A 23125-nucleotide genomic window follows, 5' to 3' on the forward strand; every position below is an offset into this window, starting at 1 on the left:
CGACCATGAGCCAGCGCCGCGGCTGGAACATCCACACGCGCACCCAGCTGATCAGCGTCGGCCCGGCCCTGCTGCTGACCCTGCTGCTGACCGGCTTTCTCACCTTTACCCGCCTGCAGGACCTGCGCCAGGAGCAGGGCCACACCGGCCAGCTGATCGCCAACCAGCTGGCGCCGGCCAGCGAGTACGGCGTGCTCAACGACAACCTGGGCACCCTGGAAAACCTGCTGCGCGCCACCCTGAGCACGCCGGACGTGCGTTTCGCCGAGGTGCGCGACCGCGACGACAACATCCTGGTCTACGTCGAGCGACCCAAGGAGCAGGGCCACAGCACGCCACAGGTGGAAGTGTTCCAGGCGCCGATCCGCCTGCAGCGCCCGCCAGCCGGCGCGCACAGTGCGGTGCAGCGCGGCAAGGCGCTCGCCGACGGCTACCTGGGACGGGTGGTGGTGGGCATGTCCAACGACACCTTCAACGCCCGCCAGCAGGAAATCCTGTTCAAGGCCGGGGTGCTGTCGCTGCTGGCCCTGCTGCTGACCTTCCTCCTCGCCCGCCGCCTGGCCCGCCGCCTGGCGCAGCCGCTGAGCGCCATGGGCCAGGCCCTGGAGCGCATCCAGGCCGGCGACTACCGCCCGGCGCTGGCCGAGCGCGGCAACGACGAGCTGACCGACCTGGCGCGGCACATCAACGACCTCGCCAGCGCCCTGGATCGCAGCGGCCGCGAGCAGCAGCAGGCGATCGCCGAACTGATCCAGGCGCGCGAGGAATCCGAGCAGGCCAACCGCGCCAAGTCCGACTTCCTGGCGATGATGAGCCACGAGCTGCGCACGCCGATGAACGGCGTACTGGGCATGCTGCAGCTACTGGAGACCACCATCCTCAACGATGAGCAGGCCGAGTACGCGGCGCTGGCCACCGAATCCACCGAGCACCTGCTCAAGGTGATCAACGACATCCTCGACTTCTCCCGCATCGAACGCGGCGCGCTGGAGCTGGAGGCAATCCCCTTCAACCTGCCGGAGCTGCTGCAGGGCTCGATCCAGGTGTTCCAGCACAGCGCCCAGCAGCGCGGCCTGCAGCTGCAACTGGACAGCCAGCCGGGGCTGGAGCAGCTGGAGATGCGCGGCGACCCCACGCGCATCCGGCAGATTCTGGTCAACCTGATCGGCAATGCGCTGAAGTTCACCGAAGATGGCGGCATCCGCGTGGAAACCCGCTGGCAACCGCTGGACGAGCAGGTGTTGTGGTTCACCTGCGCGGTGCACGACAGCGGCATCGGCATCGACGCCGAGCGCCTGGAGCACATGTTCGACGCCTTCCAGCAGGCCGACACCTCGATCTCCCGCCGCTACGGCGGCACCGGCCTCGGCCTGCCCATCGCGCGCACCCTGGCCGAGCGCATGGGCGGCACCCTGCGCGCCGAGAGCGAGGTCGGCGCCGGCTCGGTGTTCACCCTGGAGATTCCCCTGCCGTTCCGCCAGCGCAGCGAACAGGAACAGGCCAGCGAGAGCCTCAAGCCGGGCGGCGGCGACGGCCAGTCGGTGCTGCTGGTGGAGGACAACCCGGTCAACCAGACGGTGATCGAAGCCATGCTGCGCAGCCTGGGTTACCGGGTCAGCCTGGTCGGCGACGGCCAGCAGGCGCTGCACAGCTTCGCCCAGCACGATTACGCGGCGATCCTGATGGATTGCCGGCTGCCGCTGATGGACGGCTACGAAGCCACCCGGCAGATCCGCCAGCAGGCCAGAGGCCGGCAGATACCGATCATCGCCCTGACCGCCAACGCCCTGCAGGGCGACCGCGAGGCCTGCCTGGCCGCGGGGATGAACGACTACCTGGCCAAGCCCTTCAAACGCGCGGATTTGCAGCACATCCTGCAGCGCTGGCTGCCACCCCGACCATAGGCGAGTGGCAGCGGCGCGATGGCGGGGTTACAAGGAGAAACGCCGGCGGCTGTGACAAGGCCGCGGTAGCGGAGTACAACTGTACTCACCGCGCTGTGACTTTCACCACAACGCAACAGTCTATGACTAGGCTGCCGGCAGACGCCCACCAGGCGTGGCCGGCCAGGACGATTCGCCCAGCCTTAGAAGCGTGGGGACAATTGAGGAGCTCGCATGACAAGACAAAACGCCTACACCCGGGAAGACCTGCTCGCCTGCAGCCGCGGCGAACTGTTCGGCCCGGGGAACGCGCAACTGCCCGCCCCGAACATGCTGATGATCGATCGCATCGTTCACATCAGCGAAACCGGCGGCAAGCACGGCAAGGGCGAAATCGTCGCTGAGCTCGACATCAATCCGGACCTGTGGTTCTTCGGCTGCCACTTCGAGGGCGACCCGGTAATGCCCGGCTGCCTCGGTCTCGACGCCATGTGGCAGTTGGTCGGCTTCTACCTTGGCTGGCAGGGCAATCCCGGCCGCGGCCGCGCCCTGGGTTCGGGCGAAGTGAAGTTCTTCGGCCAGGTGCTGCCGACGGCGAAGAAGGTCACCTACAACATCCATATCAAGCGCACCATCAGCCGCTCGCTGATCCTCGGCATCGCCGACGGTAGCGTCAGCGTCGACGGACGCGAGATCTACAGCGCCGAAGGCCTGCGCGTCGGCCTGTTCACCTCCACCGACAGTTTCTGAAGGACTTGCACATGCGTCGTGTAGTGATCACCGGTCTGGGCATCGTTTCCTGCCTGGGCACTGACAAAGAAGCCGTAGCCGCCAGCCTGCGTGCCGGCAAGTCGGGCATCCGTTTCAACCCGTCCTACGCCGAGATGGGCCTGCGCAGCCAGGTCTCCGGTTCGGTCGACCTGAACCTGGAAGAGCTGATCGACCGCAAGGTCTACCGTTTCATGGGCGACGCCGCCGCCTTCGCCTACCTGTCCATGGAGCAGGCGATCAAGGACGCCGGCCTCAGCGAGGAACAGGTCTCCAACCCGCGCACCGGCCTGATCGCCGGTTCCGGCGGCGCCTCCACCTTCAACCAGATGGAAGCCCTCGACATCCTGCGCGAGAAAGGCGTCAAGCGCGTCGGCCCGTACCGCGTGCCGCGCACCATGGGCAGCACCGTCTCCGCCTGCCTGGCCACGCCGTTCAAGATCAAGGGCGTGAACTACTCGATCTCCTCGGCCTGCGCCACCAGTGCTCACTGCATCGGCCATGCCATGGAACAGATCCAGATGGGCAAGCAGGACGTGGTCTTCGCCGGCGGCGGCGAAGAAGAACACTGGAGCCAGAGCTTCCTGTTCGACGCCATGGGCGCCCTCTCCACCCAGTACAACGAAACCCCGGACAAGGCCTCGCGCGCCTACGACGCCAAGCGTGACGGCTTCGTCATCGCCGGCGGCGGCGGCATGGTGGTGGTCGAGGAACTGGAGCACGCCCTGGCCCGCGGCGCGAAGATCTACGCCGAAATCGTCGGCTACGGTGCCACCAGCGACGGCTACGACATGGTCGCGCCGAGCGGCGAAGGCGCGGTGCGCTGCATGCAGCAGGCCCTGGCCACCGTCGACACGCCGATCGACTACCTCAACACCCACGGCACCTCCACCCCGGTCGGCGACGTCGCCGAGAGCCGCGCGGTGCGCGAAGTGTTCGGCGACAAGGCGCCGGCCATCAGCTCGACCAAGAGCCTGTCCGGCCACAGCCTGGGCGCCGCCGGCGTGCAGGAAGCGATCTACTGCATGCTGATGATGGAAGGCAACTTCATCGCCGCTTCGGCCAACATCGAAGAAGTCGACCCGGAACTGGCCGACCTGCCGATCCAGCTCAAGACCCTGGAGAACGCCAAGCTCGACACCGTGATGAGCAACAGCTTCGGCTTCGGCGGCACCAACGCCACCCTGGTGCTCAAGCGCTGGGCCGGCAAGTGACAGTCGCTTCGCACTGACAAGAACGGCGCCTGCGGGTGCCGTTTTCGTTTGCTGCATCAGGGCTGCTGCAGGAGCCGACCTCAGACCCTGAAGCGCGCCACCAGGTTGTTGAGCTCCACCGCCAGGCGCGACAGCTCCTGGCTGGCGGCGCTGGTCTGGTTGGCGCCGGCCGAGCTCTGCAGCGACAGGTCGCGGATATTGACCAGGTTGCGATCCACCTCGCGCGCCACCTGCGCCTGCTCTTCCGAGGCGCTGGCGATCACCAGGTTGCGCTCGTTGATCGCGGCAATCGCCTGGGCGATCTGTTCCAGCGCCGTGCCGGCGGCCTGCGCCACCTCCAGGGTGGAGCGGGCGCGGCCGTTGCTGCTGTGCATGGCGCCCACGGCCTGGTCGGTGCCGCTCTGGATGCCGCCGATCATCTGCTCGATTTCCTGGGTCGACTGCTGAGTGCGATGGGCCAGCGCGCGCACCTCGTCGGCGACCACGGCGAAACCGCGCCCGGCGTCGCCGGCCCGCGCGGCCTCGATGGCGGCGTTGAGCGCCAGCAGGTTGGTCTGCTCGGCGATGGAGCGGATCACGTCGAGCACCTTGCTGATCTCGCGCACCCGCTCGGCCAGCTGCTCGACCTGCCCGGAGGTGCTGTTCACGTCATCGGCCAGCTGGCTGATCGAGCTGACGGTCTGACGCACTTGCTCACGCCCCTGCTGGGCGGTCTGGTTGGACTCGCGCGAGGCCTCCGAGGTGCTCACCGCGTTGCGCGCCACCTCTTCCACCGCGGCGGTCATCTGGTTGACCGCGGTGGCCGCCTGTTCGATCTCGGTGTTCTGCTGGTGCAGGCCGCGGCTCGAATCCTCGGTGACCGCGTGCAGTTCCTCGGACGCCGAGGCCAACTGGTTGGAGGAGTCGGCGATGCTCTGGATGGTGCTGCGCAGGCTCTGCTGCATGCTTTTCAGCGCCGCCAGCAGGCGCGCCGGCTCGTCGTTGCCGAGCACCTGGATCGACTGGGTCAGGTCGCCCGAGGCCACCACCTCGGCCACCCGCACCGCCTCGGCCAGCGGCGCGACGATGCTGCGAGTCAGCAGCAGCGCCAGCGCCACGGTGGCCAGGGCCGCCAGCAGCAGCATGCCGACGACCCAGGCGCGCGCCGACTCGAACACCTCGCCGGCGCGCTGCGCCGCCGCCGACGCGCCCTGCTGGTTGAGCGCGGACAGCTCGCGCAGGCCGCGTGCCATGGCGTCGGCGTGCTGGTTGAGCACGCCGCCGGCGACCGCGACCGCAGCATCGAAATCGCCGGCGCGCACCGCTTCGACTATCCGCCCCTGTTCCTGCAGGTAGGCCGTCTCGGCCCGCTTGAAGTCGTCGTAGAGGCGCCGTTCCTCGCTGGTGGTGATGCGCTGCTCGTAGGCCGTTTGCGCCTTGGCGAGCATGGCGCGCAGCTCCTCGGCCAGGCGCAGGTTGCTCTGCACCTGCTCGGGTTCGCGGTTGAGCATCAGGCGCAGGGTGATGGCGCGCAGGCGCAGCACGTCCTGACTCACCTCGGCCAGCGCCAGCACGCTGGGCAGCCAGTTTTCGTCGACCTCGGTGGACTGCTTGCGCATCTCCGCCATCTGCAGCAGAGAGAAGGCGCCGAGCAGCAGCACCAGCAGTGCCACCAGTCCAAAACCCAGGGCCGCCCGCGGGGCGATGGCAAGATTACGCAGCGACATGATGGTGCTCCTGTTGTCGGCAACCCGCCGCCATTCCTGACTGCAGGTCTGAAGATATTCAGCTAACTACTTAATTTCCCTTGTATCGGCTTGTGCCTTGGGCGCTTGATGGGACGCGCCAAATATTTCTGCGCCACATGCAAAAGGCGCCCCGCGGGGCGCCTTCGGCTGACGAGCGGATGCTTCAGGCCGCTTCCTCCAGCTCCTCCACCTTGCGCTTGCCGCGCAAGCGCGGCAGCAGCATCGGCACCCGTTGACGATAGCTGCGGTACTGCGGATACGCCCGCAGCAGGTCGCGCTCCTCGAAGACGATGGCCAGCAGGATGTAGGCGCTGGTGGCCAGGGCGAACAGCAGGTGGGTGGCGCTCATCTGCGGCGTGCACCAGAAGGCGAAGAACCAGCCCAGGTACAGCGGATGACGCACCAGCTTATAGGCCCCCGGGGTCTGGAACGGCAGCGCGGTGTAGGGCCGGCCGAGCAGCTGCAGCCACACCTGGCGCAGGCCGAACAGGTCGAAATGGTTGATCAGAAAGGTGCTGTACAGCACCAGCGCCCAGCCGAAGCCGAAACCGGCGTTGAGCAGCAGGCGCCCACTGCGGTTGTCGATCTCCCAGATCGTCCCGCCCAGCGGCTGCCAGAAGTAGAACAGGGCGATCAGCGCCAGGCTGGAAAACAGCACGTAGGTGCTGCGCTCCGCTGCTACCGGGACGATTCGCGTCCACAGGGCCTTGAAGGCCGGGCGCGCCATCACACTGTGCTGCACGGCGAACAGGGTCAGCAGCAACAGGTCGATCGCCAGGGCGTCGGCCAGGGGCAACAGCGGTGCGCCGTCGATGGTGCGCGGCGCCGCCGGCAGGTTGCCGACGAAGGCCATGGCGTAGAGAAAGGTGCCCAGGAACAGGGCGTAGCAGGCAAGGCCGTAGATAAAGATGGCAAGGCGTTTCATGAGGAGTCCTCGCTGCGCGGGCGCGCAACTGATGTTCGTCTGGGCAATCAGTTCAGTTCCATGTAGCGGCGGGTCAGTCCGGGGTTCTGCGCCAGGTAGATGCACAGCATGCGGTCGCCGGCGGCGCACGCCTTGCGCCGGTGCGCGTCGCCATCCCGGCGCGGCGCCGCCTCGCCGGAGATCGGGGTCGGGCGCATGCGCCCGGGGGTGAAGAATGGGAGTTTCATGGGGTGCTGCCTCGTGGTAGTTGAGGGCTGCAGGCTGTTGCCGAGCCCTGAGGCCAGCTTGCCGCGCGCCTGTATCGCCACGATGGCGCCGTGCTGCGCCTTTGTATGCTTTGGGTATCAGCGGGTTTCAGCCGCCAGCTGGGCGCTCAGCCAGGCGTGCAGGCGGCCCTGATCCAGCGGTTTGTGCAGCAGCGCGCGCACGCCCTGGGACAGCACCTCGGCCTCCTCGAGGCGCTCGCTGAAGCCGGTGTAGAGGGCGATCGGCAGATCGGCGCGGGCGGCCAGCAGGCGCCGCGCCAGCTGCAGGCCGGTCAGGCGCGGCATGCACTGGTCGATGATCGCCAGGTCCCAGGCGTAGGGATCGGCCAGCAGCTCCGCGCTGGCCTGCTCGGCATCGCACCACAGGCGCGTGTGCAGCCCCCAGCCGGCCAGCCGTTCGCAGACGAACTCGCCGACCAGGCGCTCGTCGTCGATCACCGCCACCCGCCCGCGCAGCGCCGGCCAGGCATGCGCGGCGGCCAGCGGCGCCGCCACCTCGCCCGCCGGCGCGCCGGCCTCGCCCTGCGGCGGCAGGCAGATCTCGAAGCTGCTGCCCTGGCCCGGGCGGCTGTGCACGCGGATATGCCCGCCGTACTCGTGGACGATGCCGTGGGCCATCGACAGGCCCATGCCGCTGCCCTGCCCCGGCGCCTTGGTGCTGAAGAACGGCTCGAACATGTGCAGCTGCACCGCCTCGGCGATGCCCGGCCCGGAGTCGCTGACCCGCAGCACCAGGTAGTCGCCGGCAAACGCCTGCTGGCAGGAGGCGCAGATACCGTGCGGCTGCAGGCCACGCTGCAGTTCGATGCGCAGGCGGCCGCTGCCGGCCATGGCGTCGCGGGCATTGATGCACAGATTCATCAGCACCTGCTCCAACTGCAGCGGGTCGACCCGCGCCGGCGGCAGCGCCTGGGCCAGCTGCAGGTCGATCTCGATGCTGCTCGGCAGGGTCGACTGCAACAGCTGGCGGAACTCGCCGATCAACTGGTCGAGCGCCACCGCCTGCGCCTGGCCGCGCCCGCCACGGCTGAAGGTGAGCATCTGCTGGATCAGGTCGCGGGCCTTCTCCGCCGAGTGCTGCACCCGCGTCAGGTAGTGGCTCAGGCGTTCGTCGCCCTGGCGCTCGGCCAGCTCCTCGGCCATCACCGTGTAGCCGAGCATGCTGGTCAGCAGGTTGTTGAAGTCGTGGGCGATGCCGCCGGTCAGGTGGCCGATGGCCTCCATGCGCTGGGCCTGGCGCAGCTGCTGCTCCAGATCGGCGCGCTGCTGCTCGGCCTGGCGACGCTCGGTGATGTCGCGCAGAAAGCCGATGAACTGGCTGCCCTGGGCGCCCTGTACTACCGAGATGGCCAGTTCGGCGGGAAATTCCTGGCCGTCGGCGCGCATCGCCTGGACCTCGACCCGGCGCCCGAGGAAGGCGCCCTCACCGGTCGCCAGATAGCGGCGGAAGCCCTGGTTATGGGCGGCGCGATGCGGCGGCGGGATGATCAGCTCGGCCAGCTCGCGGCCCAGCGCCTGCTCGCGGCGATAGCCGAAACACTGCTCGGCGGCCGGGTTGAAGGTGGTCACGCGGCCCTCGGCGTCCATGCCGATGATGCAGTCCAGGGCGCTGGCGACTATGGTGCGGTACTGCTGCTCGCTGGCGCGCAGCGCGCTCTCGGCCTCCTTGCGCTGGCTGATCTCGCGGGTGAAGGCGAGGATGCGCTCGACGCCGCCAATATTGGCCCGTTTCAGGCACACCTCGTCCCAGTGCAGGCTGCCGTCGCGGTTGCGCCGGTGCCACTCGAAGCGCTGCGGGCCCTCATCGCGGGCCCGCGCCAGCCAGCCCAGGGCCTCGACCCCGGTGTAGGGCGGATAGCCGGCGCAGAAGGCGTCGAGCGGCAGGCTGAGCATCTGCGCGTGGCTGTAGCCATACATGGCGCAGGCGCGCGGGTTGATGTCGAGCAACGCGCCGCTGTCCAGTTGGTGGACGAAGATGGCGTCTTCCGAGGCCTCGAAGATCGCCCGGTAGCTGGCCTCGGCGTCCAGCCGCTGCAGCTCGGCGGCGGCGCGTACCGAGAAGATTCGCAGCACCGACTCGACCCGGCTGCGCTCGGGCAGCGCGTGGCGATGGCCGACGGCGATCAGCCCCAGCGGCCGGCCGTCGCTGGCGAACAGCGGGTAGCCGGCGTAGCTGTCGAGGCCCAGGTGGCTTAGGCTGTCGTCGCCCGGGTAGCAGTGCGCCAGGTTGCACTCGACCAGGTGGAAGGCCTGGCCAAAGACCTCCTCGCAGGGCGTGCCGGCGATGCTGTAGGTCAGGTTGGGCAGCAGTTGGCCGTCGAAGTACAGCGCCAGGGTGCTCAGGCGCCGGGCATCGGGATCGCAGACGCGGCTGACGAAGGCGAAATCGGCCTGCAGCGAGCGCGCCAGGTAGCGGGCGATGGCCTCGAACACCGCCTCGCCGGTGGCCGCCGAGACGCCGAGGGCGACGTGGCGCAGGGCCTCCTCGACCCGCTTGCGCTCGCTGATGTCGGTGGAGATGCCGCACACCGCGATGACCCGGTGGCCCTCGTCGAACAGCGGGAACTTGCTCGACAGGTAGATCCAGCTGCGCTCGCGCAGCACCAGTTGCTCCTCGAACTCGATCGAATGGCCGAGGCTGGCCACGCTGAGGTCGTTGCTGCGCAGGGCGTCGGCCACCTGCACGGGGAACAGCTCGTGGTCGTTGCGCCCGAGCACCTGCGCGGCGCTGAGCTGGAAGAAGCGTTCGAAGGCCGGATTGACCAGGCGGTAGCGGCCGTCGAGGTCCTTGATGTAGATGACCGCGCTGCTGTTGTCGACGATCTGCCGCAGCGGGTGGTCGAGGTCGCTGGTCACCAGGGCCGGGAGCGGGTGCATGGCAAACCTCCGCACAGGGGCTATGGCGCCAGTATAGGAAGGCGCGCGGCGCCACTGGCCGTCGGCAAGCGCAGTGAAACAATTGAAACATTGCGCAGCGGCTTTGGCCGCGAGCAGCCGCTAGCGCTGCGTCGGTTCAGCGGGTCACCAGCATATAGCCGACGCCGCGCAGGGTGCGGATGATCTGCGGCTTCTCCGGGTCGTCCTCGAGCTTGCGCCGCAGGCGGGCGATGCGGATGTCGATGGAGCGGTCGAAGGGGTTCCAGTCGCGGTTCTGCGTCAGGTTGAGCAGCTGGTCGCGCGACAGCGGCCGGTTGGGGCGCTGGGCGAAAGCCTGCAGCAGGTCGAACTCCATGGCGGTCAGCTCGATCTCGCCGCCCTGCTCGTCGAGCAGCTGGCGGCGCTGCAGGTCGAGGCGGAAACGGCCGAGGCACAGGCCGTCGGCCGGGGTTTGCGCCTCCTCGCCGGCATGCCGGTAGCGGCGCAGCACGCTCTTGACCCGCGCCAGCAGCTCGCGCGGGTCGAAGGGCTTGGCCAGGTAGTCGTCGGCGCCCACTTCCAGGCCGATGATGCGGTCGACCGGGCTGCCGGCGCCGGAAATCATGATCACCGGCAGGTCGTGGCGCTCGCGCAGAAAGCGCGCCAGGCTCAGGCCGTCCTCGCCGGGCAGGCCGACGTCGAGCAGGACCAGGTCCGGCAGGCCGTCCTGCAGCGCCTGGCGCAGCGCCGCGCTGTCGGCGCAGCCGTGCACCGCATAGCCGTGACCGCCGAGGTAGTCCTGCAGCAGCTGCCGCACCTCGCCGTCGTCGTCCACCACCAGTACCCGCTGCCCGTCCGCCATCGCCCTGCCCTGCGCCGCTCCTTTCACAGCATAGGCCGGGACGGCGGATCAACGTACCTGAAAGCGCTGTTCGGCCAGCTTGCGGTCGCCCTGGAACACCATGAAGTGCCATTCGCCGGGCACCACTTCGTGATGCTCGCTGAACTCGAAGGCCATCACGTCCTGCGGCGCGCCGGCCACCAGTTGCTGGCGTACCTCGAACTTGTCGTGGCGCTGGCCGTCCGGGGTGACCACGCCGGGGGTGAAGTACAGCAAGGTCAGCGGCTCGTCGCCCTCGCGCTTGCCGACCAGGCGGTAGCGCAGGCCGAACTTGGTGCCGAGCTTGGCGGGCACCTGCTCGGTGCGCTGGATGTCCTGGTTGCTGCGGGTCAGCACCCGCTCGCCGGCCTCGAAGTCCTGGTACTGGCTGGCGAAGATGCCGTATTCCACCGGCCCCTCCACCCGCACCTCGGCCTGAACGGCGGCGGCGCAAGCGAACAGACCGGCCACGGCGGCCACTTGGATTGGGTGCATGTCGCGCTCCTTGTTGAGATCGGCGCGAGCCTATGACGCCCAGATGACAGCCTGATGACGGCCGCGCTAACGCTTCAGCTCGGCCTGCACCTTGCGCGGCAGCACGGCGAGGAAGTTGTCGCGCGCCACCTGCTGCGCCACGTCCGGCGGCAAGGCGTCGAGGAACGCATCGAAACCCCTCATGTACTCGCCCAGGCTGGCGAAGCGGCCGACCACATCGGAGCCGAGCATGAAACGCTGCGGATAGCTGCTGACCAGGTGCACCCAGTCCACATCCGCCTTGCCGTTCTCGTCCAGCAAGTAGGGGCGCAGCATGGTCCAGGACAGGTCGATATACAGATTGGGGTACTCGCCGAGCATGCGCTCGAGGGTCGGCAGGAGGAAATCCAGCTTGTCCTGATGCCGGTGAATTTCCATGCTGGTGCCGGCATGCGCCCAGATAAAGCGCACGTGCGGGTGGTTGCGCAGCGGGTCTTCGATCTCCTGCAGGTAGAGCGGGTTGCGCTCGCGCTTGGAGGTGATGTTGGAGTGCAGCATCACCGGCAGGTCATATTCGGCGGCCAGGTGGAAGACCCGCGTCAGCGCCTCGTTGTTGGCCCGCGGGGCGCTGCCGTGGATCAGCGCGGTGAGGTCGTCGTGGCGGGTGAAGATCTCGCCGATGCCCTGCCACAGCCCGGGGTCCAGCTCGAGCATGCGGCGGATATGGGCGTCGGCGTTCTTGTCGTTGGGGTTGAAGCCGGACAGGAAGGGATGGAAGCGCTGGCGCTGCTCGGCCGGCAGGCGCTTGTAGGCGGCGGCGACGAACACGTCGGTGGCGCTGTACCAGTAGGCATTGGCATCGTCGCCGGCGTAGTAGCGCGGCCGCTTGGGCTCGTCCTCGTCCCATTTCTTCGCCACCGGGATGCCGGACAGCATCACGTGGTCGATGCCGTTGGCGGCCATCTGTTCCAGCAGCTCGTCCATCCCGGCGCTTTCCTGGAAGAAATCCACGTAGTGCAGATGGGCGTCGCTGTAGCGGTAGTCGCGCGCCTGGGCATTGCAGGCGAGCAGGCCGGCGAGCGCCAGCGCGATAACACGGAAAATGGGCAAGACGCGTCCTCCTGACAGGTTCGAGCAGCATAGACCCCAGGCCGGCCCCGCGAGTTCGCCGCACCGCGCTGGTGCAGCAGCGCCCGGCAGCGCGCCAGTCTCGCCCCGGGCGCCTGGCGCGCGCCGCCAGGGCGCGGTGCCGCGCCGATGCTGGCACTTGGCTTGCAACGCCTTCTGCAGACCATCAAGGGGACTGACCATGCTGCAGTTGCTGCGCAAACCGAACCGCCAGGCTCAGGACGAAGCCGCCCTCGACGCCCTGTTCCAGCACCACGACCTGACCACCCGCCTGCCCGAGCATCGGCAGTGGATGGCGCGCCTCAACGGCTTCAGCGCCGGCCTGCAGCAGCGCATCCGCGCCAGCCTCGGCGCCGCCGTCGGCATCGCCGCCCATGCCCCGCAGTTGGCGCGCATCGCCGCCGCCAACGAGCAGAGCGGCCAGGCCCTGGCGCAGTCCTCGGAGCTGATCGCCAGCGCCAGCGAACAGGTCACCACCACCCTCGACGCCGAACTGGTGCCGGGCGCCGGCGAGGTGGCGCGGCTGTCGGCCGAGGTCTCGGCGACCCTGCGCCAGTGCCAGCAGAGCGGTCAGACAGTGCTGCGCCAGGTCGAGGCGATCGGCGCCAGCGAGGCGCAGCTGGGCCAGGTGATCGAGCAACTGGCCGGCCAGTTGGACGAGGTGAGCAAGGTCATCGGGGTGATCGCCAGCATCTCCCAGCAGACCAATCTGCTGGCGCTCAACGCCGCCATCGAGGCCGCCCGCGCCGGCGAGCACGGCCGCGGCTTCGCCGTGGTGGCCGAAGAGGTGCGGCGTCTGGCCGGGCATACCACCGCGGCCACCGACCAGGTCAGCAGCATCATCGAGCGCTTTCGCGACGGCATGCGCCAGCTCGGCGACGCCGGCGGCCATATGCACCAGGCGGTGGCCGACGGCCGCGACGGCATGCGCGAAGTCGGCAACGGGCTGGACAGCACGCGCCAGGCCATGGATCGCCTGGACGCCCAGGTCGGCCAGATCGCCGCCGGCACCGAGCAGATCGGCCAGGCGCTGCGCTCGATCAACGGCGACGTGCAGGCCATCGCCCAGGTCGCCGGCGAGCTGCTCGGCAAGGCCGGCCAGGTGCTGCATCACAGCCAGGCGGTGCGCGAGGACGGCGACCGCCTGCTGGCCGGGCTCGGCGATTTCCGCCTGGAGATCCACAGCGCGGTGCGCGCCAGCGTCGAGCGCCTGGCCAGCGAACCGGAGCTGGCTGGCGAGCCGCTCGCCGCCGAGCGCCTGCTGCGCGAAACCCTGGCCCGCGACAGCCGCTTCGAGCTGTTCTATCTGGTCGACAGCCGCGGCGTGCAGCTGTCGGAGAACGTCTTCGCCGCCGACGTGCCGCACCACGACAGCGCCAGCTGCCGCGGCCGCGACTGGAGCCAGCGGCCCTGGTTCCGCGCCGCCGCCGACGGCCTGCGCAGCCATATCACCCAGGTCTACCGCTCCTCGGCCACCGACGCCTTCTGCTTCACCGTCTCGGTGCCCATCCTCGACGCTCAGGGCCGTCTGCTGCGCGTGCTGGGCGCCGACGTGCGGCTGTCGGCGCTGGTCTGATCGGCTCGGCCTGGGCTAGGCTGGCAGCACCATCACTCGCCCGGGACACCCGCCATGATCCGCGTAAGCACCGCCACAGGCCTGTTGCATCACATCGACATCGGCCCGCATCGACTCGACAGCGACGTACCGGCTGAGCTGGGCGGCGACGGCGCCGGGCCGGAGCCGCACGACCTGTTCGACGCCGCCCTCGGCGCCTGTAAGGCCCTGACCCTGATGCTCTACGCCCGTCAGCGCGGCTTGCCGCTGGAGGGGCTGGAGGTGAAGGTGGAGCGCGACGACAGCGAGGAGCGCCAGGGGCGTTACCGCCTGGCGGTGGAGCTGGAATTGCGCGGCGCGCTGGATGACAGCCAACGCCAGCAACTGCTGCGCATCGCCGACAAGTGCCCGGTGCACAAGCTGATGACCGGCGCCGACATCCAGGTCGACACCCGCCTGAGCGGAGCACGGCCATGAGCGACCTGCTGCTGATCCGCCCGCGCGCCGAGGATATCGCCGGCCAGCCGATCCTGCGCCCGCTGCCCTCGGCGCAGTGCCGCAGCGTCGGCCCCTTCGTGTTCTTCGACCATATGCTGGCGCAGCCCTACCCGGCCGGCAGCGGCATGGACATCGCCCAGCACCCGCATATCGGCCTGTCCACCCTCACCTACCTGTTCGAGGGCCAGCTGCAGCACAAGGACAGCCTCGGTTCGGATCAGCTGGTCGGCCCCGGCGACGTCAGTTGGATGAGCGCCGGGCGCGGCGTCGCCCACGTCGAGCGCACCCCGCCGCAGCTGCTCGGGCAGGCCAAGCGCCTGCACGGCCTGCAGGTGTGGCTGGCGCTGCCGACAGCCGAGGAGAACGGCGAGCCGGCCTACAGCCATCACCCGGCCAGCACGCTGCCGCGCAGCGACAGCCTGGGCGTGCAGATCACCCTGATCGCCGGCAACGGCTTCTGCCTCGAGTCGCCGGTGCCGGTGCGTTCGCCGACCCTCTACGCCGAGCTCAAGCTGGCCGCCGGCGCCAGCCTGGCGCTAACGGCCGAGCACCGCGAGCGGGCGCTGTACCTGATCGACGGCGAAGCCGACCTGGACGGCACGGCCCTGCCCCTTCACGCCCTGGCCGTGCTGGAGGAAGGCGCCAGCCCGACCCTCAGCGCCTGCAGCGAATGCCACCTGGCGCTGATCGGCGGTGAACCGCTGGGGCCGCGGCGAATGAACTGGAACTTCGTCGCCAGCACCCCGGAGCTGATCGACCAGGCGCGTCAGCGCTGGGCCGCGGGCGACTGGCCGCAGGTGACCGGCGAGACCACACGCATCGAACTGCCGCGCTGAGCAGCTTTTTGTTGCACTCGCGTGATCCGCGGACGCCGCCGGCGGGTATAAGCTGCGGGCGGACTGACCCAGGCCAACGGATGACCCATGGCGGATCGCGACTTCGACTACGACAGCACCCTGGAAGCCTGCGCGCGCGGCGACGAGCGCGCCTTCCAGACGCTCTATCGACAGGAGGCCGGGCAACTGCTCGGCCTGGCCATCAGCATGCTGGGCCGCCGCGATATAGCCGAGGATTGCCTGCACGATGCCTTCGTGCTGATCTGGCGCAATGCCGGGCGCTTCCAGCGGCGCCTCGGCAGCGGCCGCGCCTGGGTGCACAGCATCCTGCGCTACCGCGTGCTCAACGCGCTGCGCAGCGGCAAGCGCCTCGTCGAGATGGACGACGGTTTCATCGAAACGCTACTGGACGAGCGCCCGCAGGCCGAGCAACTGGCGCTGGATGAAGGCGAGCGCCGCCTGCTGCGCAGCTGCCTGCAGCGCCTCGAGCCGCCGCGCCGCCATCCGATTCTGCTGGCCTTCTACCGTGGCCTGAGCCACGAGCAGATCGCCAGCCGCCTGAGCAAACCGCTGGGCACCATCAAGGGCCGTATCCGCGCCGGCCTGCGCGCGCTGCAGGAGTGTCTGCAAGCATGATTCCGCATGACCTCGAAGAACGTCGCGCCCTGATCGGCGAGTACCTGCTCGGCCTGCTCGACGGCGCCGAGGCCGACGAGGTGCGCCAACTGCTGGAGCGCGACGAAGACGCCGCGCGCATGGCCCTGGAGTGGGAGCGCCACTTTCTCGAACTGAGCGACCGGTTGCCGGCACAGGCCCCCTCCCCGGCACTCTGGATGCGTATCCGCCGCAGCCTGGGCCTGCAGGACGAGGCGCACCCGAGCGCGCTGGCCAACTGGTGGAATAGCCTGCTGGCCTGGCGCCTGACCGCTGCTGCGCTGGCCGTTGCGCTGCTGCTCGCCGTGCTGCTGCCGCTCCTGCGCAGCCCGGACAGCGTAGGCGAACGCTACACCGTGGTGCTGCAGCAACCGGGCGAAGCGGCCAAGCCTGGCTGGGTCATCCAGGTCGGCAGCGATGGCACGCTGCTGCTCGATCCGCTGGTCGCCGACCAGGTGCCGGAAGGCCGCGCCCTGCAGTTCTGGACGCTGCTCGATCCGGCCGAAGGCCCGCGCTCGCTGGGCCTGGTCGAAGCCGGCAAGCCGCTGCGCCTGCCAGCCGAACAGATCGGCGCGGTGCAGGCCGGCCAGCTGTTCGAGCTGACCCTGGAACCGGCCGGTGGCTCGCCCTACGACCGCCCCAGTGGCCCGGTGCTCTATATCGGCCGCGCCGTGCTGGCCAGCGCCAACTGATAGGACTTGCCGGCCGCTCGGCCGGCAAGCCGCTTGAAAGAAATTTCCGCCGCCGACATCCAGCTGCATTCCTCGCGGGTATAGCTCACAGGTGTTTCGTCGAGGCACCTGCGAAACCGGCCAGCCGCTTTCGTCTCGATGCTGAAACCTTCACGAGGAACCCACATGAAACGCATCACTACCCTCTGCACCGCCGGCCTGCTGACCCTGGGCGCAAGTGCCGCCAGCGCCACCGAACTGCTCGCGCTGAGCGCCGATGGCACGCTGTACAAGGTCGATGTCGCCAGCCTCAAGGTCAGCGGCAGCATGGCGGTCAGCGGCGCCAGCGACCTGCGCGGGCTGGATGTGCGTCCGGCCAGCGGTCAGCTCTATGCCTTGAGCGGCGCCGACCGGCTCTACACCCTGGACGCCGCCACCGGCGTCGCCAGCGCCGCGGCGAAACTGCAGACCGCACTGGCCGGCAGCGGCCAGGCGGTGGTCGACTTCAACCCGGTGGCCGACCGCCTGCGCCTGCTCGGCCCGGACGGCAGCAGCCTGCGGGTGAATGTCGACACCGGTGAAGTGGCGGTGGACGGCAAGCTCGCCTACGCCGCCGATGGCCCCTACGCCGGCCAGCAGCCCAAGGTGGTCGCCGGCGCCTACACCAACGCCTATGCCGGCACGCAGAGCACCGCGCTGTACAACATCGACCTGGCCAGCGCCGGCCTGATGCTGCAGAACCCGCCGAACGACGGCGTGCAGCAGGTGGTCGGCAAGGTCGCCGATGGCCTCGAGGCGGCTGCCATGGACATCGCCAGCGATGGCAAAGGTGGCAACACCGCCTATGTGCTGACCGGCAAGACCCTGCATCGGCTCGATCTGGCCAGCGGCAAGCCGACCACCCTGGGCGAGGTGGCCGATCTGCCGGACGGCATCATCGATATCGCCGTACTGCCCGCGAAGTAAGATGAAAAAAGGCTGCGCCCAGTGGGCGCAGCCTTTCGTTCAACGCGTGGTAAACCCGCGGTCACTGCTCGGCGAACACCTCGTCGAACAGATCGTTCATCGCCTTGAAGGCCCGCGCGGCCACCACCGGATGATATTCGTTGCGTCCCGGCACGTTGGCCTTGGGGTTGGTGAACGAGTGCACCGCGCCCCCGTAGCTGACCAGTTGCCAGTCGGTCTTGGCCGCCTTCATTTCGGCGATGAAGGCGTCGACCTGAGCCGGCGGCACGGCCGGATCGTCGGCGCCGTGCAGCACCAGCACCGGCGCCTGGATGTTCTTCGCATCACTCGGGTTGGGCGTATCCAGGTTGCCGTGGAAGGACACGAAGCCCTTGAGCGGCGCGCCCGAACGCGCGAGCTCCAGCACCGTGCCGCCACCGAAGCAGAAGCCGATGGCGCCGAGCTTGTCGAGATCCAGCGCCACCCCGCCGCTCTGCGCCTTGAGCACCTCGACCGCCGCCTGGGCGCGCTTGCGCATCAGCGGGCGATCGGCACGCACGGCAGTGGCCGCGGCCCCCGCTTCTTCGGCGTTGCTCGGACGAATCGATTTGCCGTACATGTCGGCGACAAATACCACGTACTTGTCGCCCGCCGCACGGGCGGCCTTGGCCACGGTGTCCTCGTTCACTCCCATCCAGTTGGGCACGGCGAGCAGCCCCGGACGCGGCGTAGTCACCGAGTCGTCGTATACCAGCACGCCTTCGAAGGCTTCACCTTCGATCTCGTAGGCAATCGTCTTGGTCACGACAGCCGCGTCGGCAAGACCGGCGAATGCGGCGCACAACAGGGGAACCAGTGTCTTCTTCTGCATGGCGAGGCCTTCCTTCGCGAGGGTTGGCCTCTAAACATAGCCCTGCAAGCGGCGATGACCAAGCCGCTGGCGTACGGGTTTTACACAGGACGTGTCAGAGCGCGTGCAACTCGGTCTAGCGTGCCTTGATCCGCAGGACCTGCGGGAGCGGAGCGCGAGCTTGCGCAAGCTGCAGCACTGGCTTGTTTGTCACGCTTACCCTTTGCGCAAAAATGCGCAGAACCATAAAAAAGCCCGCCGAAGCGGGCTTTTCTACTGCTTGGCCAGTCAGGCGGACAGCTCCACCAGCAGCTTGTTCAGGCGCTGCACGTAGGCGGCCGGGTCCTTCAGGCTGTCGCCGGCGGCCAGCGCGGCCTGGTCGAAGAGGATGTGCGACAGGTCGACGAAGCGATCCTCGTCGGCCTCGGCATCCAGGCGCTCGATCAGCGGATGGCTCGGGTTGAACTCGAAGATCGGCTTGGATTCCGGCACCTTCTGCCCGCTGGCCTCGAGGATCTGGCGCATCTGCAGGCCCAGGTCCTGCTCGCCGATGGCGAGGATCGCCGGCGAATCGGTCAGGCGGTGCGATACGCGCACCTCGGCGACCTGCTCGCCCAGCGCGCCTTTCAGGCGCTCGATCAGCCCTTCCTTGGCCTTGGCGATCTCCTCCTGGGCCTGCTTGTCCTCTTCCGAGTCCAGCTTGCCCAGGTCCAGATCGCCGCGGGCGACGTCGACGAACTGCTTGCCGTCGAACTCGGTCAGGTAGCTCATCAGCCACTCGTCGATGCGGTCGGTGAGCAGCAGCACCTCGATGCCTTTCTTGCGGAACACCTCCAGGTGCGGGCTGTTCTTGATCTGCGCGTAGGATTCGCCGGTCAGGTAGTAGAGCTTGTCCTGGCCTTCCTTGACGCGGCCCAGGTAGTCGGCCAGGGACACCGACTGCTCGTCGCCCTCGCCTGCGGTGGAGGCGAAACGCAGCAGGCCGGCGATCTTCTCCTTGTTGGCGAAGTCTTCCGCCGGGCCTTCCTTGAGCACCTGGCCGAAGGCCTTCCAGAAGGTCTTGTAGTCCTCCGGCTTGTCCTTGGCCAGCTTCTCCAGCATGTCCAGCACGCGCTTGGTCAGCGCCGACTTCATCGAGTCGATCACCGGATCCTTCTGCAGGATCTCGCGCGAGACGTTGAGCGACAGGTCGTTGGAGTCGACCACGCCCTTGATGAAGCGCAGGTACAGCGGCAGGAACTCGTCGGCCTGGTCCATGATGAACACGCGCTGCACGTAGAGCTTGAGGCCCTTGGGCGCTTCGCGGTGGTACAGGTCGAACGGCGCACGGCCCGGCACGTAGAGCAGCGAGCTGTATTCCAGCTTGCCCTCGACCTTGTTGTGGCTCCAGGAGAGCGGGTTCTCGAAGTCGTGGGCGACGTGCTTGTAGAACTCCTGGTATTCCTCGTCCTTGACCTCGCTGCGCGGGCGGGTCCACAGCGCGCTGGCGCGGTTGACGGTTTCCCACTCGACCTCGGCCGGCTGGTCCTCGCCGTGGTGTTCTTTCGGCAGCTCGATGGGCAGGGCGATATGGTCGGAGTACTTCTTGACGATATTGCGCAGGCGCCAGCCGTCGGCGAACTCTTCCTCGCCGCTTTTGAGGTGCAGGACGATGCGGGTGCCGCGCTCGGCCTTCTCCAGCGTGGCGACCTCGAACTCGCCCTCGCCCTTGCTCGACCAGTGCACGCCCTCGCTAGCCGGGCTGCCTGCACGGCGGCTGAACACGTCCACCTTGTCGGCGACGATAAAGGCCGAATAGAAGCCCACGCCGAACTGGCCGATCAGGTGCGAGTCCCTCTTCTGGTCGCCGGAGAGGTTCTTGAGGAAATCGGCAGTGCCGGACTTGGCGATGGTGCCCAGGTGCGCGATCACGTCCTCGCGGCTCATGCCGATGCCGTTGTCTTCGAGGGTGACGGTCTTGGCATCCTTGTCGAACGACAGGCGGATCTTCAGCGGATCGCCGCCTTCGAGCAGCTCGGGCTTGGCCAGCGCCTCGAAACGCAGCTTGTCGGCGGCGTCGGAGGCGTTGGAAATCAGCTCGCGCAGGAAGATTTCCTTGTTCGAGTACAAGGAATGGATCATCAAGTGCAGCAGCTGCTTCACCTCGGTCTGGAAGCCCAGGGTTTCTTTTTGAGTTTCCACACTCATGGTCGTCTAACTCCACATGCAGGACTAAGCCGCTAGCGCGGCGGATGTCCTGCAGATGGGGGCGGCTCGATGGATTTCAAGGGCTTAGGGTTCGAGCAGCTGCAGGCGGCCGATCTCCTGCGGCTTGAAGCTGAAGCTGGCCTGGCCGGCGCCGCTACCCAGTTGCTGGTTGAGGCGGATGCTGCCGTCGGCATCGATGCCGACGAAGCGCCCTTCCACCGTGCCGCCGCTGGCCTTGCTCAGGCGCATGCTGAGGTTGCGGTACTGCTCGGGGTTGCGCTGCAGGCGCGCTAGGCTGAAGCGCTGGCGGCGATCGAGCGGCCGGCTGAGGCGCTCCTCCACAGGCTGCGCCTCGGGCTGTGCGGCCGGCTGCGCCGCGGCCAGCGTCGGCAACGGCGGAAAGCGGTCGCCGAGCACCGCCCAACCCTGCTGGTCGCGCTTGCTCAGGCGGATCGGCAGGCGCTCGGCGCGCCCGTCGATCAAGGCTTCGACCGACAACTCCAGCTCGTCGCCGTCGAAGGTAAAGGGCGGCAGTTTCAGCTCGCGCACGTCGCGGCTGGCGAAGCGCCGCTGCAGGTAGTCGTGCAGCACATGGGCGATGGTGTCGCGCGAGTCGAAACGGCGGTCGACTTCGCCGTCCTCATAACGCAGGCGGTCGCTGTACAGCTCCACGCGGCCGCTCAGGCTGGTCTTGAAACGCGGCGGCAGCACCAGGTGGAAATCGCCGACCAGACGGTTCGGCGCCTGCGGCTGCAGATCCAGGTGCAGGGTATAGCCGCGGCTCAGGCGCCGCGCCTCGGGCAGGTCCTGCTCCGGCAGCAGCCAGCTCAGTTCCACCTCCGGCAGGTTGCCGCCGTCCTGCGGCAGCACGTCGAGGCGCAGCGCGCCGCTGACCGGCTGGGGCAGGCGGATGTTCAGCTCGCGCTGGGCGAAGAAATCCAGGCCCTCGCGCAGGCTCAGCACGCCGTCGATCAGCTCGCCCTGCTGCGGGCGGAACGGCTGGCCGTTGAGCTCGCCGCTGAGCTCGATGGCCAGCTCGGCCGGCGCCTGCACCTCGGGCTTGAGCCAGTCCAGGCGCATGATCGCCGCCAGGCGCTCGGCATCCTTGGCCGCCAGCAGGGTCAGGCCGACCACCAGGGGAATCACGCCCAGGCCGATCAGCGCCACGGCGCTGCGCGCCCGCGACCAGTGGCGCAGCAGGTAGATCAGGGTCAACGGCGGGATCAGGCTGCCCCAGCCCCACAGCAGGCTGGTGCCGAACGCCCGCATCACCAGCCAGACCAGACCGGCCAGCATCAACAGCAGGCCACCGATTATCAGCAACGCATCCATCCACAGTTTCCTTGTCGTTAGTGCGGCGCGCTGCCGAACCGCCCCGCTACGTTAAGGCTCGTCGACCTTGAAATGGGCGCGGGCGGTGGCGATCGGCTCGGTCTGGGTGGTCTGCCAGGCGCTGATCGCCACGTTGGCGACCCGCCGGCCCTGGCGCCAGACCTGGCACTGCGCGTAGGTGTCACGATAATGACCGGCGCGCAGGTAATCTATCGAGAAGTCGATGATTTTCGGCAAATGTGGAATGCCCATGAACATCAGCAGATGGAGCATGGCGGCATGTTCCATGAAGCCGGCGATCACCCCGCCATGCAGCGCCGGCAGCACCGGGTTGCCGATGCAGTCGCGGTTGGCCGGCAGGCGAAAGACCATATCGTCGCCCAGGCGCAGGCATTCGATGCCGAGCAGCTTGGCGTAGGGGATCAGCTTGATCAACGGGTCGTAGTCGTTCTGCTGGTGGGCGCGCGCCACCAGTTGCTCCAGGTTCAGCTCGCTCATGCCGCGCCACCCTGTTCGATGCCCTGCTTCAGCTCAGCGCCGCCCTGCACGGCCTTGCCCATACGCATAAAGGCGCCGACCACATGGGCGATGGGCTGCTCGGGATCGTCCTGGTAGGCGTAGCCGCGGGTGAAGATGACGTTGGGGGTGACCCGGTAGCACTCGGCGAAACCGAACACGTCCTTGCCGGGCTCTGCCGGGTGCATGTAGTCGATGCGCAGGTCCAGGGTCGGGCAGATCTCGAATTCCGGCAGCACGCAGACGGTGGAGATGCCGCAGGTGGTGTCCATCAGCGTGGTGATGGCGCCGCCGTGAATCACGCCGCTGTCCGGGTTGCCGACTATATGCGCGCTGTACGGCAGACGCAGGGTCAGGCCCCGGCTATCGGCCGCCTCCACGCACATGCCCAGCACCTGACAATGACGCAAGGCGGCGAGAAACCGCTGTGCCCGCGCCTGAATCGACTGCTCGCTCATCACTACGACCCTACTGCTTCATGGGAAAAGGCCGCGCATGATAACGCCTCGCGGCCCTGCCCGGCCAAGGCCGGCGAGACGTACCGGGAACTTAAGCGCATCCGCTCGCTCCAACGGGGTGCGCATGGGATCACCCCAGCCGACTATAACTTCCACACATGGAGTGCCGACCGTGAACAAACCTCTGACTTATGCCCTGCTGCTTGCCGCTACCCTGGGTCTCGCCGCCTGCGAGAAGACCCCGGAAGACAAGATGGAGTCGGCCAAGGAGTCAGTCTCCGAAGCCATGGAGAACCTGGGCGACGCCGCCAAGGAAACCGGTGACGCCATCGAACAGAAAGCCGACGAAGTGATGGGCACCGAGCCGACCACCGGCGAAAAAATTGAGGACGCCGCCGAAGACGCCGCCGATGCCATCGAAGAGGCCGGCGACGAAGCCAAGGACGCCGTCGAAGGCCAGTAAGGCCCGAGCAACGAGAAGGCCCGCAATCGCGGGCCTTTT

At 68.1% G+C, this 23125-nt stretch carries 22 protein-coding genes and 2 pseudogenes; 11 read left to right on the plus strand and 13 right to left on the minus strand.

Annotation, left to right across the window (positions count from 1 at the left end; all coding sequences use genetic code 11):
- The first annotated feature begins 5 nt into the window (after positions 1-5).
- The 3 genes from ACIGKL_RS17070 (at position 6) to fabB (ending at position 3865) form a co-directional block, all read left to right on the plus strand.
- Entirely contained in the window at positions 6-1904 is a 1899-nt protein-coding gene (locus tag ACIGKL_RS17070; protein WP_397487670.1) for a response regulator, read from the plus strand.
- A gap of 213 nt (positions 1905-2117) precedes the next feature.
- Complete coding sequence (fabA, locus tag ACIGKL_RS17075; RefSeq protein WP_021443686.1) at positions 2118-2633, plus strand: 3-hydroxyacyl-[acyl-carrier-protein] dehydratase FabA; 516 nt, start codon at positions 2118-2120, stop codon at positions 2631-2633.
- Positions 2634-2644: 11 nt separating this feature from the next.
- On the plus strand, positions 2645-3865 hold the full coding sequence (gene fabB, locus ACIGKL_RS17080) for a beta-ketoacyl-ACP synthase I (protein WP_397487671.1): 1221 nt from the start codon (positions 2645-2647) through the stop codon (positions 3863-3865).
- A gap of 80 nt (positions 3866-3945) precedes the next feature.
- Here the strand turns inward: fabB and ACIGKL_RS17085 are convergent, their stop codons facing one another.
- The 8 genes and pseudogenes from ACIGKL_RS17085 to ACIGKL_RS17120 form a co-directional block, all read right to left on the minus strand.
- Positions 3946-4989 carry a methyl-accepting chemotaxis protein gene (locus ACIGKL_RS17085; RefSeq protein ID WP_397487878.1) on the minus strand — a complete coding sequence of 348 codons (1044 nt, stop codon included), beginning with the start codon at positions 4987-4989 and terminating at the stop codon, positions 3946-3948.
- Positions 4990-5091: 102 nt separating this feature from the next.
- Positions 5092-5571, minus strand: a pseudogene (locus ACIGKL_RS17090) (MCP four helix bundle domain-containing protein); the annotation flags it as partial.
- A 184-nt stretch (positions 5572-5755) separates the two neighbouring features.
- Entirely contained in the window at positions 5756-6517 is a 762-nt protein-coding gene (gene mddA, locus ACIGKL_RS17095) for a methanethiol S-methyltransferase (protein WP_397487672.1), read from the minus strand.
- A gap of 47 nt (positions 6518-6564) precedes the next feature.
- Positions 6565-6744, minus strand: a complete 180-nt coding sequence (locus ACIGKL_RS17100; RefSeq protein WP_397487673.1) for a hypothetical protein — start codon at positions 6742-6744, stop codon at positions 6565-6567.
- A gap of 117 nt (positions 6745-6861) precedes the next feature.
- Positions 6862-9660 (minus strand): PAS domain S-box protein, encoded by a 2799-nt coding sequence (locus ACIGKL_RS17105; RefSeq protein WP_397487674.1) that lies wholly within the window; start codon positions 9658-9660, stop codon positions 6862-6864.
- 136 nt (positions 9661-9796) lie between these two features.
- Positions 9797-10501: a response regulator gene (locus ACIGKL_RS17110; RefSeq protein ID WP_397487675.1), complete on the minus strand. Its 705-nt coding sequence runs from the start codon at positions 10499-10501 to the stop codon at positions 9797-9799.
- A 48-nt stretch (positions 10502-10549) separates the two neighbouring features.
- Positions 10550-11014, minus strand: coding sequence for a DUF3859 domain-containing protein (locus tag ACIGKL_RS17115; RefSeq protein ID WP_397487676.1), 465 nt, complete (start codon positions 11012-11014; stop codon positions 10550-10552).
- A 66-nt stretch (positions 11015-11080) separates the two neighbouring features.
- The gene (locus ACIGKL_RS17120) at positions 11081-12121 is read right to left on the minus strand and encodes an amidohydrolase family protein (protein WP_397487879.1); all 1041 of its coding nucleotides are present in this window, start codon (positions 12119-12121) and stop codon (positions 11081-11083) included.
- A 292-nt stretch (positions 12122-12413) separates the two neighbouring features.
- Between ACIGKL_RS17120 and ACIGKL_RS17125 the strand changes: the two are divergent.
- The 7 genes and pseudogenes from ACIGKL_RS17125 to ACIGKL_RS17155 form a co-directional block, all read left to right on the plus strand.
- Positions 12414-13133 (plus strand): annotated as a pseudogene (locus ACIGKL_RS17125) (methyl-accepting chemotaxis protein); the annotation flags it as partial.
- 345 nt (positions 13134-13478) lie between these two features.
- Positions 13479-13697, plus strand: coding sequence for a PDC sensor domain-containing protein (locus tag ACIGKL_RS17130; protein WP_397487880.1), 219 nt, complete (start codon positions 13479-13481; stop codon positions 13695-13697).
- A gap of 54 nt (positions 13698-13751) precedes the next feature.
- Entirely contained in the window at positions 13752-14153 is a 402-nt protein-coding gene (locus ACIGKL_RS17135) for an OsmC family protein (RefSeq protein WP_397487677.1), read from the plus strand.
- A complete protein-coding gene (locus ACIGKL_RS17140; RefSeq protein ID WP_397487678.1) occupies positions 14150-15010 on the plus strand; it encodes a pirin family protein in 861 nt (286 codons plus the stop codon). Before ACIGKL_RS17135 ends, ACIGKL_RS17140 begins: the two co-directional genes overlap by 4 nt.
- 87 nt (positions 15011-15097) lie before the next feature.
- Positions 15098-15646 (plus strand): sigma-70 family RNA polymerase sigma factor, encoded by a 549-nt coding sequence (locus tag ACIGKL_RS17145; protein WP_397487679.1) that lies wholly within the window; start codon positions 15098-15100, stop codon positions 15644-15646.
- Positions 15643-16356 (plus strand): anti-sigma factor domain-containing protein, encoded by a 714-nt coding sequence (locus tag ACIGKL_RS17150; protein ID WP_397487680.1) that lies wholly within the window; start codon positions 15643-15645, stop codon positions 16354-16356. Before ACIGKL_RS17145 ends, ACIGKL_RS17150 begins: the two co-directional genes overlap by 4 nt.
- Positions 16357-16521: 165 nt before the next feature.
- Positions 16522-17301, plus strand: a complete 780-nt coding sequence (locus ACIGKL_RS17155) for a DUF4394 domain-containing protein (RefSeq protein WP_397487681.1) — start codon at positions 16522-16524, stop codon at positions 17299-17301.
- A 61-nt stretch (positions 17302-17362) separates the two neighbouring features.
- Here the strand turns inward: ACIGKL_RS17155 and ACIGKL_RS17160 are convergent, their stop codons facing one another.
- The 5 genes from ACIGKL_RS17160 to ACIGKL_RS17180 form a co-directional block, all read right to left on the minus strand.
- Positions 17363-18151 (minus strand): dienelactone hydrolase family protein, encoded by a 789-nt coding sequence (locus ACIGKL_RS17160; RefSeq protein ID WP_397487682.1) that lies wholly within the window; start codon positions 18149-18151, stop codon positions 17363-17365.
- Between the two features lie 267 nt (positions 18152-18418).
- Positions 18419-20317, minus strand: a complete 1899-nt coding sequence (htpG, locus tag ACIGKL_RS17165) for a molecular chaperone HtpG (protein ID WP_397487683.1) — start codon at positions 20315-20317, stop codon at positions 18419-18421.
- A gap of 84 nt (positions 20318-20401) precedes the next feature.
- Complete coding sequence (locus ACIGKL_RS17170) at positions 20402-21649, minus strand: MFS transporter (RefSeq protein ID WP_397487684.1); 1248 nt, start codon at positions 21647-21649, stop codon at positions 20402-20404.
- A 51-nt stretch (positions 21650-21700) separates the two neighbouring features.
- Positions 21701-22147, minus strand: a complete 447-nt coding sequence (locus ACIGKL_RS17175) for a PaaI family thioesterase (RefSeq protein ID WP_397487685.1) — start codon at positions 22145-22147, stop codon at positions 21701-21703.
- A complete protein-coding gene (locus tag ACIGKL_RS17180) occupies positions 22144-22623 on the minus strand; it encodes a PaaI family thioesterase (RefSeq protein ID WP_397487686.1) in 480 nt (159 codons plus the stop codon). The genes ACIGKL_RS17175 and ACIGKL_RS17180 overlap by 4 nt, the downstream gene beginning before the upstream one ends.
- Positions 22624-22795: 172 nt before the next feature.
- Between ACIGKL_RS17180 and ACIGKL_RS17185 the strand changes: the two genes are divergently transcribed.
- Positions 22796-23086: a hypothetical protein gene (locus ACIGKL_RS17185; RefSeq protein ID WP_397487687.1), complete on the plus strand. Its 291-nt coding sequence runs from the start codon at positions 22796-22798 to the stop codon at positions 23084-23086.
- The last annotated feature ends 39 nt before the right edge of the window (positions 23087-23125 follow it).

Source organism: Pseudomonas sp. NPDC077186, assembly GCF_044543505.1.
Classification (GTDB): domain Bacteria; phylum Pseudomonadota; class Gammaproteobacteria; order Pseudomonadales; family Pseudomonadaceae; genus Aquipseudomonas.